The sequence below is a fragment of the Streptomyces sp. NPDC000941 genome (genome assembly GCF_053599555.1).
The window spans coordinates 25766-36631 of record NZ_JBSFMM010000114.1 but is presented as its reverse complement, the minus strand read 5'-3'; the positions used below and the strand labels follow the sequence as shown (position 1 = coordinate 36631).

Below are 10866 nucleotides of genomic sequence, written 5' to 3'. Positions count from 1 at the left end.
TGGCCGACCGGTCAGTCCAGCGGTGCGCTGGACCGGGGGTGCGGGAGCGCGACGGATAGGTGGGCACCGGGGGACGGGATCGCCTCTCCACCCACCTGCTCTCAGAAAAACACTTGATGCAGTACTTGATGCAGATCAAGCATCTTTTTAAGAGCAGGTGGGTGGAGGCCCCAACCGGACCGGCCTCCAGCGCTCCGGGCGACCACCCGCCGCTCCGCCACCCGTCGGCGGGTGATGACTCGTTGGGCTGGACGGCGACGCTGCCTCGGCGCCCCCTCTCCGTTCCCGCTGCTGGCCGCTGTGCGCCGAAGGCGCGAGACGATGCCCGCGCGCGGCGTCCGGACCATGCCGTCCAGCGGTCGCCGGCCCGTTCGTCGCGCTCGCGCGCCTTCGGTCCAGCGCGCCGCTGGGCTGACCGGTCGGCCACCGCGCGGCAGCAGTCGCGGCGGAGCGCAGCGGAGCCTGTCGTAAGCCCAGCCACCCGCCGGGCCAAGGAACCGGGACACCGGGTCGGCCGCCCCCTGCCCCCGCCGGGGGCGCGTGGTGGACTGAGCTACGCCCCCGGCAACGGCTTGCAGGATGACCTCGTGCGTCTGAGCTGCGCTGCCTAGCGGTCGAACTCCCGCTGCTTGACGCACAGGAGGAACGCTTGCCATGCCCCATGTGTGAACGTCAGGTGCGGGCCGCGCTGATCCTTGCTGTCCCGTACGGCACGGCCGTTGTCGGCCATGTCCGCAACCTCTACGCAATTATTTTCTCCGCCGGAATATGACGACTTCCGGTAGGGCCCTATTGCTTTAGGGGTCACTTTGATTCTTCCTTGCTTCTCCGCAGTACGCCCCGGATGAGCTTTGCGCTTGCTTCCGGGGCCAGTGCTGCTGATCGTAGCTGGTCAAAGGCCAGCGTGTAAGCCGTAAGGTCCTCTGTTCCCTCGAGGATGGACGAACCGCGCAGGTTGTCCAGCGTCACGGCTTCCACAGTGGGTTCTGCGTCGAACGAGAAGCAAGAGAAAGCAGATGGCATTGTGGCCTTGACTCCGGCCGAGATGGGCAGCACCTGTAGCGTTACGTTCTGCCGCTTACTGACTTCGAGGACGTGAGCAAGTTGTTCTTGATGGATTTCGACCTTTACGATGGGGTGGATGATTACCGGCTCCCAGATGATTGCCGTGTAATTCGCTGCACCTCCCTTCTCGTCGATTCTTGCTTGCCTGTCTCCCCTCACCTCGACCAGCTTCGGTACCTTGTCGGGGTCGATAAAGTCCGCGTTACTGGTGATGACGGCTTCTGCGTACGCAGGGACCTGCAGCAGCCCTGGAATCAACGCGGGTTGCCACTCTCGAATATGCGTCGCGTCATCCTCAAGCGAGATGTGATCTAGAAGGTCCTGCCGAAGGTGCGCCGCATGCTCAAGCCACCAGCCTCGCCGATTTGCATTCTTGGCCAACGTCTCAAGTTTTATGCGGACTCTAGGGTCATCGACGTCATAGGCGCTCAACAGTGCGCGAATTTCGATGATTCGCGCAGTGACGTGCCCGCTTTCAATTCGGCTGACCCTGGTCTGGTGCACCCCAAGCACTTCGGCCGCTTGCGGCTGGTCGAGCTTGGCGCTCTGTCGGTACCTCTTGAGCGCCGCGCCAAGTCGCCTACTGCGCACGGTCGGCCGTCCTCCTGCGGGCATCGCTTCCCCTCTCCTCAGGCGCTCCATCCCATGTCGGGACCACTGTAGGGCTTGCCCACGCGATAGAAGCACGTACGGCATGTATGCAGCACAACATAGTTGCAGAACCGTCGACTTGTCCCCTAGTCTGTGACTGCGCCGCTACTCGGCGCAATCTTGACGAGCAGTCAGGGGGTAGGCGCATGCCCAGCACCGCTACGGCGGCGGACCAACGCCGGGACACCTTCCGTGTCTCCAAGCACAAGCGCAGCGTCCCGGGTGCGCGAACCCGCATACGGAAGACTCTGGCGGACTGGGGGATCGGCGGCACTCTCGCCGACGACGTCACCCTGTCGGTTGACGAACTGTTGTCCAATGCCATCCGGCACTGTCGAGTGACGTTCGCTCAGATCGAGATCTCTGGCTCCGCCCAGGGGGAAACCTTGCTCGTTGAGGTTTCCGACCCCGACACGGACAAGATCCCCCACCTCCGGAATCCCACTTCCGAAGAGGAAAGCGGGCGCGGGCTGTACCTCGTCGCCCAGCTGGCGCACTCGTGGGGGCACAGGCACAAGGAAAACAGCAAATGCGTCTGGGCGCGTTTCATGATCGCGGAAGAAGCAGGTCACACCCCGCAGGTTCCCGTTACGCAACAGGAAGTCACCGCGTAACGGGTGCGCGCGCAGGGGCCTCGCAACTCCGCAGGCGGGGCCCCTGCGTCCCAACACAGAAGCGCCCCAGGACGGCCTGCGACGCCATCCCGGGGCAATCAGCCAACAGACAGGAGCTGTTGACCTTGTTAGACCTTATCGTTCGCATCCTCGCCTGGGTGATGGCCTTATGGCCACATCGCGCCCCGCGCGGAAAGCACCGGCGCGGCGCCCAGGCGCCCGTCAGCCGGCCGCTGCCGGTAGCTGTGCGCGAGCAGCCGACGCCAGCCGCATGGCCACCGCGCATCCCCTCCCAGCGAACGCACCGCAACGCGCGGCATGCCTCGCCCCCCTCGGCACCGCGGACAGAGTGGGTGGACACAGGCCCGCTCGTACGGGCCTACGTGGTCCGGCATGAGGAACGGCGGCACGCCCTCTCGCTCCACTGGGCATGGGTGGACCGGCCACTGGCCCGAAAGGGGTAACCCCATGACCGAACACGCACGGGCGGACGACGAGACGTCCGCTGCCGCGCAGCACGGTCCCGCGAGCGCGGGCAAGAACCCGACCCGCGAGGCCGAGTCACGGGCATGGTCCGCGTTCATCACGCATGCCGCAGACTGCAAGGACCGGTGCCGGACACACGGTGAAGACTGCGGGACAGCGGCAGAACTGCGCACGGTCTGGCGCGCGGCACGCACCGAAATCCATGACCAAGACATGAAGTGACGCCCCGGTGGCCGTCATTCCCCGGGCTCGGCCAGCCGCCTCTCCACACGTGAGCGCATGGCCATGGCCCGGGGATCGGCGTACGGCGCCAGGTGCGTCATGGCCTCGGCCCAGTGGGCGTGAGCCGCATCGAGGTCTTCTGAATGGACGGCTGCCGCCAGGTGGTCGAGCTCCACGGCGAGTTCCCATGTGTTCCCGAGGTCGCGGTGGACGGCTGCGGCCTGGCGATGGAAGGCGGCAGCGTCGCCTCGGCGGCCTGTTCCGGCGTACGTCTGTCCCGTGCCGCGCCAGGCCAGGGCTTCGCGACCGCGATCACCGAGGCGTCGGTGGAGCATGGCCGACCGCTGGTAGGAGGCCAGAGCGTCGCCGTACTGTCCGTTGGCGCGCTGAATGTCACCGAGGGTGATGAGCCAGAAGCCTTCCAGCCCACGATTGCGCAGGCTCAGAGCGATCTCGAGAGCTTCGTCGATAGCCTCGCGGGCCGCCTCGGTCTCGTCTTGCTCACGGCGGAGTTTTGCGGTGAGCCACAGGGCGTTGCCCACGCTCTGCCGGCTGTCCAGGGAACGGTGAGCGGCGAGGGCGGTTTCGATCGCGTCGTCCGCTTCCCGGAGGCGGCCCGCTTCCAGGTGGGTGCCGGCGAGGTTGGACAGAGCGGAGGCGGCCCAGCGGTCACCGTCTACTTCCCGGAAGATGCTGATGGCCTGTGCGAAATGTTCGGCGGCGGTGTCGAGGCGACGGGCGCACAGGTGGATGAGCCCCAAGAGGTTGAGGGCATGCGCTTCATCCATGGGTTTTCCGGCACTGCGGGCAAGGAGGAGGGCGCGGTTCAGGTAGTGCACTGCCCTGTCGAGTTGGGATACGAATCGGTACGACATGCCGAGCTGGTTGAGCAGCAGGAGCTGTCCATCCGTATCGTCCAAGCGCTCGGCGGACGTCAGGCCGACGAGCCCGAAGTCGAGCCAGTCCGCGAAGGACGCGGAAGCGGACAACGCGTTCCACAGGGTTGCGGCCAGCTGCCAGGCGTGCTGGTGCAGGCCAGCGGCAGCAGCGGATCGCACGAGGTGAGGGAAGGCGATGCGTTCGCGTTCTGCCCAATCGGCGGCGGCGTCGTAGTCGGAGAATTCCAATGGCGGCAGAAGGGTGGTCGTCTCGGACAGTCGCACGTGGTCTTCGCCCGGCTGGAGCCACGTCTGCGCCGCGTCCGCAGTGTGCAGGTACCAGTCCAGCACGCGGCGCAAGGCGGCTTCCCGCTGCTCGGCAGGTTCCTCATCGCTGGCCTGGTCGGAGGCGTAGGCGCGCAGGAGGTCGTGGAACTGGAAGCGGTCGGGACCGCTCTGCTCCAGCAGGTGGGCGCCGACGAGGTCGTCGAGGAGCTGTCGGGTACGGCTGAGGGGCAGGTCGGCGAGCGCAGCGGCGGCGTGGAGCCCGAACTCGGGCCCCGGATGCAGGCCAAGGAGTCGGAACAGTCGCCCGGAGTGCGGTGGCAGCGTGCGGTAGGACCACGCGAAGACCGTACGGACGGCCTCGGCCTCCTCGTCCATTCCCGTACTGAGCGCGTCCCAGAGCGCGGACTCGTCACGCAGATCGGCAAGCAAGTCGTCGAGTCGGAGATGCGGGTGGCTGGCGGCTCGCTCTGCTGCTATACGCAGTGCGAGCGGGAGGCGTGCGCACAGCCTGGCCAGTTCCGAGAGCTGGTCCTGGTCGTCTCCCTGGCGGTAATCCCGTGTGACTGCCTGCAATAGTTCGATGGCTTCCGTTTCGGGGAGCATGCCGAGGGTGATCCTGCGGGCGCCTTCCCGTACGGCGAGGCCGGCGAGGCGATTGCGGCTGGTCACCACGGTGAGGCTGTCCCCGCCGCCGGGGAGCAGCGGGCGCACTTGGCCGACGGTGGCGGCATTGTCGAGCAGGATGAGCATCCGGCGGTCGGCGAGCAGGGAACGGTAGAGGGCGGCCGAGTCGTCCACGTCCTGCGGGATGTCACCTGAGGCCACACCGAGCGCGCGCAGGAAGCGGCGCAAAGCCTGCTCGGCGGTGACGGGCTCTCCAGGATCGTAGCCCCGGAGATTCACGAAGAGCTGGCCGTCCGGGAAGCGGTCTTTGACCTGGTGAGCCCAGCGCAGGACCAGCGAGGTCTTGCCTGCCCCCGCCGTGCCAGCCACCACATGCACGGACACGAGTGGTTGGCCGCCGTCCCGGCCGGTCAGGATGGCGTGCAACTGGGCTTGCTCGTCACTCCGGTTGACGAACGTGTAGACGTCGGCAGGAAGCTGACGAGGGACGGTTCGCGGACGGTCGGGCGCGTCCGGCGCCTGGTGGAAGTGGATGTCACCCGTGACATTCCCCGCCTGGACGACATCGCGGGACGAGCCGGAGAGGTCATTGGCCGAGTCTCCAGGCGATCCGTTGGCGTCTGCCGGCGTGCCGATGAGTGCGTCCCCTCTGGGTCAGGCCGCCGGGGGAGGCGACAGCGGCGCGACGGCGCGGTCGAAGTAGGAGGCGATGTCCTCCGCGGTCGCGTAGGCCTCCCGCACGTATTCCGTCCACGGTTCGACGATGTCCGGGTCGGTGAAGCGGATCGCGCCGTCCGGCACCCCGGTGTCGGAGTACAGGACGCGGAAGAGCACCTTGCCGTCCTGAATGGTCAGTTCCGGGAGCAGTCCGTCGGTCTCGGCCGAGGCGATCGCCCCGGCAGGCAGGATTCGCACCCGCTCCCCGTACTCGGCACTGATCCGCAGTGAATGCAGCTCCCACTGCACGTACGGGGTCAGCGGCTCCTCGACCACCCGTACGCGGTGGAATGCCGAGCCGCGTGCCTCATCGTCCGCTTGGATCGCGCGCAGATTGTCACGGCCCTCATCGAGCAAGCGCAGCGCCATGCCCCAATCGCCGCGTCGCAGCGCGTTACGGGAGGGACTGCCCACCTCCTCGAAGTGCTGCAGCCGTTCAAGTTTCCATGAGTCCCCGTTGCGGATAGCCGCATCCCGAGCACGGAAATCCCGAAGGTACTCCTCGCGCCCGAGCCGTTGGCCGCGCTCTACGGGGAGCGCCGGAGCGCGAACGTCAAGCATCGGGAATGTCCGGCTTCGCCGCGCTGAGCATGTTGCCGGGAATGACGACGATCCGCTCGTCAGCCCCGACTGCCACACCTTCCGGCAGGCGCGAATGGTAGTGGGCGGTCAGATCACGGCCGATGACGGCGATGTCGCCGTTGCTGAGCTGCCAGATGTCCGGGCACTCTTCCTTGCCTTGGGAGTTGCCCGACTCCTCTGCTGACTTGCCCAATCGCCTGACGAATAAGGCCGATGGGTCGGCTTCCCAGACACGGGTCATGACATGCCACCTCAGGTCCCGACCGTAACGAAGAGTGACTGTCACGGTACCGCACGCACCAGGCCGCATGCACTAGGTAATCGCGCCGTTGTGGATAGTCGCCGCTTATCCAGGGGTAGCCGGTCTTACGAACCGCCCCAGGTCATGTTGGCGACGGCCACGAACATGGCGAGGGCGATCGCCACACCCTGGACGGTCTTCCCCCAGCCGGGCATCGGCTCGCCCCTCTTGGACGCCGAACGCGCGGTGAAGAAGGCAATCGCCAACGTGACGAGGACGATGGGGCCGAGCACTATGGACAGCCAATCGACTTGCACGGGCGTCATCGCGGATCTCCTTGTTCCACCTCGGTGACTGTCGGCACATCATCCGCGCGCACCACCGGGACCCCTCCCGGACGCGATATGCGCGATCAGACAGGGCCTAGGACCCGGACGGCGCCACCAGGCCCGCCTCGTAGGCGAGGATCACCAGCTGCACCCGGTCGCGGGCGTCGAGTTTGGCGAGCAGCCGGGTCAGATAAGTCTTGGCGGTGGCGACGCTGATGCACAGTTGGCCGGCGATCTCGGCGTTGGACAGGCCGCTGCCGACCAGGGTCAGCACCTCGCGTTCGCGGTCGGTGATGCCGCTCAGCTCCGCCCGGGGCGGGGGCGTGGCCGCGGGGCGGGCGGCGAACTCCTTGATCAGCCGTCGGGTGACGCTCGGGGCGATCAGCGCGTCTCCGGAGGCGACGACGCGGACCGCGGCGAGGATGTCGTCCAGCGCCATGTCCTTGACCAGGAACCCGGACGCGCCGGCGCGCAGCGCCCCGTAGACGTAATCGTCGTCGTCGAAGGTCGTCAGGACGACCACGCGGGTCGTACCGGCGCCCGTAGCGATCAGCCGGGTGGCCTCGATGCCGTCCATGCCGGGCATCCGGATGTCCATCACCACGACGTCCGGGGCGAGTTCGCCGGTCAGCCGGACCGCTTCGGCGCCGTCCCCGGCCTCGCCCACGACCTCGACGCCGGGGGTGTCGGTGATGACCATCCGCAGGGCGGCGCGGACGAGGGGCTGGTCGTCGGCGAGGAGGACACGGATGGTCATCCGGCTGCGGCCTCTGCTTTCGTCTCGATTGCCGTCGTAGCGGCTGTCGCGGTCGGCGCCGGGAGCGGCAGCCGGGCCGCCACCAGGAAGCCGCCGCCGCGTCCGGGTCCGGCGGTGAAGCGGCCGTGCAGCAGGGCGACCCGCTCGCGCATGCCGATCAGGCCGTACCCCGTGTCCTGTTCGGCGTCCGCGCAGGTGCCCTTGCCGCGGTCGCGGACCTCGATGGCCAGCTCGTCCTCGCCGTAGCCGATGGTCACCCGGCAGGAGTCGGCGCCCGAGTGGCGTACGACATTGGTCACCGACTCCTGGATGACGCGGAACGCCGCGAGGTCGATGTCCGCGGGCAGCGGGCGGCGCCTGCCCTGCCACCACACCTCCACCCGGACCCCGGCGGCGGTCGTGGTCGTGGCCAGCCGCTCGACGTCCGCGAGGCCCGCGGCCGGGTGCAGTGGTGCCCTGGCCGGTTCCTGGGCCCGGGTGGGCTCTGGGGCTGCCGCCCCGTCGGCGTCCCCGTCGGCCGCCCGGTCCGCCTGGCGCAGCGCGCCCAGCATCCGGCGCAGCCCGGACAGCGTTTCGCGGCCCGTCTTCTCCACGGCGAGCATCGCCTCGCGGGCCTTGTCCGGCTGGGTTTCGATGACCCGAGCCGCGGCGCCGGACTGGAGGGCGATGATGCCGATGCTGTGGGCCACCGTGTCATGCATCTCGCGGGCGATCCGCAGCCGTTCGGCGGTGACGGCCTGGGCGGCGGCCTGGGCGTGCAACTCCTCGGTGTGGAGCTGGGACTGGCGCACCGAATTGCCGACGAGCCAGCCGATGACCACAGTCAGGGCGATATACGGCTCGGGGATGACACCACTGTCCTGGATGCCGAGGCCCTGCCTCAGGAGGACGTAGCAGGGCAGCGTGGCCAGCGCCGCCGCAGCCGCGTTGAGCGAGGATCGCCGGGGCCGGATGGCCGCGACGTAGCAGAGGGCGACATCCACTCCGAGGTACTGCGCGGGCGGGATCTCGTCCTGGCGCCACGCCAGCGTCGAGGCGACCGTGCCGGCGAGCAGCAGCCCGTACCCCGGCGAAGTCCTGCGGCGCAGCAGCAGACATCCGGCCAGGACCAGCGCGAAGGCGATGGCGAGGAGCAGTTTGGCGGACAGCGGGTCCAGGCCCTGCCGGGGATAGTTGAGCGAGTACTCGTGCCGCGGGGGCATCAGGACGTACTTCACGATGGGGCCCAGCGCCGCCGCGAACCACACCAGCCCCACCCACAGGCCCGGCGATATGCGCTTGAGCAGCGGGAGAGGCGGAGAGGCGGACATGGCCAGATCGTAGCCACGGGGCCCGCGGCCGGACATCGGACCGTGGCTGTACAACCAGGGTCGACACCGGCGCCCGGCGATTGTCAGCGGCGGGCCGACGACGGGCGGGGTCGGCCACCGGCACCGTTGTCCCCGTGATTGAAGTTGACCGACTCACCAAGCGATACGGCGGCGCGACGGCCGTCAAGGACCTGACCTTCACCGTGGATCCGGGCTGTGTGACCGGCTTCCTGGGGCCGAACGGCGCGGGCAAGAGCACCACGCTGCGGATGATCCTCGGCCTGCACGAGCCCACCAGCGGCAGCGTCACCGTCGAGGGCCGCCCCTTCGCCGCCCGCCCCCGCGGGCTGCGCCACATCGGCTCGTTGCTCGACGCGCAGGAGGTGCACGGCGGGCGCAGCGCGGTGGCGCATCTGTCCGCCCTCGCCCGGAGCAACCGCATCCCGCGGCGCCGGGTCGAAGAGGTGCTGGAGCGGGTCGGCCTCGCCGAGGCCGCCCGGCGCCGCATCGGCGGCTTCTCGCTCGGCATGAAGCAGCGGCTCGGCATCGCGTCCGCGCTGCTGGGCGACGCGCCGGTGCTGCTCTTCGACGAACCGCTCAACGGCCTGGACCCGGAGGGGGTGAAGTGGGTGCGCGAGCTGTTCCGGGGGCTGGCCGCCGAGGGCCGCACCGTGTTCGTCTCCAGCCATCTGATGTCCGAGATGGAGCACACCGCCGACCAGTTGATCGTCATCGGCCGGGGCGAGCTGATCGCGGCGGAGAGCCTGGCGGAGTTCTCGGCCCGGGGCACCCGGCAGGGCGTCGAGGTGCGCACGCCCGCTGTCGGCGTTCTGCGGGACCTGCTCACGGCCGAGGGCGCGGCGGTGCACACGGAGGGCGAGCTGCTGACCGTGATCGGTCTGGGCGTGGCCCGGATCGGGGAGATCGCCCAGGCCCACGGCGTTCCGCTGCACCATCTCAGCGCCCGGTCCGCGTCGCTGGAAGACGCGTTCATGGAGCTCACCGCCGACAGCGTCCAGTACCTCGCGGGGGAGTCCCGATGACCGCGACCGCCGTGTCCCTTCAGGCCGCTCATGCCGCCGAACCCCGCCCCCGGTTCGGCGATCTGGTCGCCGCCGAGTGGATCAAGCTCCGGTCGCTGCGCTCGACCTGGTTCGGGTACGGGGCGACCGCCCTGGCCGTCATCGCGTTCAACGTGGGCACCGCCTATGACACCTACCGCAACTGGTCGCGGCAGAACCCGGCGGGCCCGGAGGGCTTCATCCGGGACGGGCTGCCGCTGGACGAGGCCTTCACCGTGAACGCCGTCACGGTCATGATGCTCGCGCTCGGCGCCCTCGGTGCCATGGCGGTCGTCGGGGAGTACGCCACGGGCACCATCCGTACGACGTTCGCGGCCGTTCCGGCGCGCCGTTCGGTGATGGCGGCCAAGGCGACGGTGGTCGCGGCGGCCACGGCCGTCTTCGGCGCGTTCGTCGCGGGGGTCTCGTTCGCCGCGACCCAGGCGATCCTCGACCGGCGGGGCGCGGGCGTCTCGCTCGGCGACCCGGGCGCGCTGCGCGTCGTGGTGGCGTCCGCGCTGCTCGCGCCGCTGTGCGCGCTGGCCGGCCTGGCGCTCGGCACGGTCATCCGGCAGACCGCGGGCACCATGATCGCCTCCTCTCTGGTTCTTCTGGTGCTGCCGATGGTGTTCACCGACGGCCGCCACTGGTCGGCGGTCGCCTCCCACGGCACGCTCTACCAGGCGTGGCGTCGGCTGGTGGCGGTCGACTACCACCCGCTGCACTACCCGTGGTCGATCGCGGGAGCCTGGACCGGCTACGCGCTGTGGGCGGCCGCCGCGGTCGCGGTCACCGTGGTCGGTGTGCACCGGCGCGACCAGTGAGCGGACGCCTGACCGGCGCGCGGTGAATGTGCCGTACGCCCCTGCTGACTCTGTGCGCCGCTGGGCGCCCGCACAAGCGGGTTCCAGGGGCCAAGGGTCCCTATGCCACCGCCACTTGCTTCTCCACACTGGAAGGCCTTCCGGCTGGTCGGCGCCCTCGCGGGCGGTGTGTCGGCCGGGGGCAGAGGGGTTCGGGGGAAGCGGGGGACCGCGTGGC

Annotated in this window: 12 protein-coding genes; 4 read left to right on the top strand and 8 right to left on the bottom strand. The window is 69.0% G+C overall.

Features of this window, described 5'->3' with window-relative positions:
• Positions 1-607 precede the first annotated feature (607 nt).
• Both ACWDSL_RS31085 and ACWDSL_RS31080 read right to left on the bottom strand, forming a co-directional pair.
• On the bottom strand, positions 608-808 hold the full coding sequence (locus ACWDSL_RS31085) for a DUF397 domain-containing protein (protein ID WP_450491064.1): 201 nt from the start codon (positions 806-808) through the stop codon (positions 608-610).
• Positions 805-1680 carry a helix-turn-helix domain-containing protein gene (locus tag ACWDSL_RS31080; protein WP_450491062.1) on the bottom strand — a complete coding sequence of 292 codons (876 nt, stop codon included), beginning with the start codon at positions 1678-1680 and terminating at the stop codon, positions 805-807. Before ACWDSL_RS31080 ends, ACWDSL_RS31085 begins: the two co-directional genes overlap by 4 nt.
• A 182-nt stretch (positions 1681-1862) precedes the next feature.
• On the opposite strand from ACWDSL_RS31080, the gene ACWDSL_RS31075 reads away from it, so the two are divergent.
• Together ACWDSL_RS31075 and ACWDSL_RS31070 are read left to right on the top strand one after the other, a co-directional pair.
• Positions 1863-2330, top strand: a complete 468-nt coding sequence (locus tag ACWDSL_RS31075) for an ATP-binding protein (RefSeq protein WP_450491060.1) — start codon at positions 1863-1865, stop codon at positions 2328-2330.
• 468 nt (positions 2331-2798) lie between these two features.
• Positions 2799-3038: a hypothetical protein gene (locus tag ACWDSL_RS31070; RefSeq protein WP_450491058.1), complete on the top strand. Its 240-nt coding sequence runs from the start codon at positions 2799-2801 to the stop codon at positions 3036-3038.
• A 14-nt stretch (positions 3039-3052) separates the two neighbouring features.
• Here the strand turns inward: ACWDSL_RS31070 and ACWDSL_RS31065 are convergent, their stop codons facing one another.
• The 6 genes from ACWDSL_RS31065 to ACWDSL_RS31040 all read right to left on the bottom strand — a co-directional run bounded on the left by ACWDSL_RS31065 (position 3053) and on the right by ACWDSL_RS31040 (position 8764).
• Complete coding sequence (locus ACWDSL_RS31065) at positions 3053-5254, bottom strand: ATP-binding protein (protein WP_450491056.1); 2202 nt, start codon at positions 5252-5254, stop codon at positions 3053-3055.
• A gap of 228 nt (positions 5255-5482) precedes the next feature.
• Positions 5483-6106: a DUF6879 family protein gene (locus ACWDSL_RS31060; RefSeq protein ID WP_450491054.1), complete on the bottom strand. Its 624-nt coding sequence runs from the start codon at positions 6104-6106 to the stop codon at positions 5483-5485.
• Positions 6099-6368: a hypothetical protein gene (locus ACWDSL_RS31055; RefSeq protein WP_450491052.1), complete on the bottom strand. Its 270-nt coding sequence runs from the start codon at positions 6366-6368 to the stop codon at positions 6099-6101. The genes ACWDSL_RS31060 and ACWDSL_RS31055 overlap by 8 nt, the downstream gene beginning before the upstream one ends.
• Positions 6369-6493: 125 nt before the next feature.
• On the bottom strand, positions 6494-6694 hold the full coding sequence (locus ACWDSL_RS31050; protein WP_450491050.1) for a hypothetical protein: 201 nt from the start codon (positions 6692-6694) through the stop codon (positions 6494-6496).
• A gap of 97 nt (positions 6695-6791) precedes the next feature.
• Positions 6792-7454 (bottom strand): response regulator transcription factor, encoded by a 663-nt coding sequence (locus ACWDSL_RS31045; RefSeq protein ID WP_450491048.1) that lies wholly within the window; start codon positions 7452-7454, stop codon positions 6792-6794.
• Complete coding sequence (locus tag ACWDSL_RS31040) at positions 7451-8764, bottom strand: sensor histidine kinase (protein WP_450491046.1); 1314 nt, start codon at positions 8762-8764, stop codon at positions 7451-7453. The genes ACWDSL_RS31045 and ACWDSL_RS31040 overlap by 4 nt, the downstream gene beginning before the upstream one ends.
• A gap of 134 nt (positions 8765-8898) precedes the next feature.
• Between ACWDSL_RS31040 and ACWDSL_RS31035 the strand changes: the two genes are divergently transcribed.
• Together ACWDSL_RS31035 and ACWDSL_RS31030 are read left to right on the top strand one after the other, a co-directional pair.
• The gene (locus ACWDSL_RS31035) at positions 8899-9807 is read left to right on the top strand and encodes an ABC transporter ATP-binding protein (protein ID WP_450491044.1); all 909 of its coding nucleotides are present in this window, start codon (positions 8899-8901) and stop codon (positions 9805-9807) included.
• Positions 9804-10649 (top strand): ABC transporter permease, encoded by an 846-nt coding sequence (locus tag ACWDSL_RS31030; RefSeq protein ID WP_450491042.1) that lies wholly within the window; start codon positions 9804-9806, stop codon positions 10647-10649. The genes ACWDSL_RS31035 and ACWDSL_RS31030 overlap by 4 nt, the downstream gene beginning before the upstream one ends.
• Positions 10650-10866 lie beyond the last annotated feature (217 nt).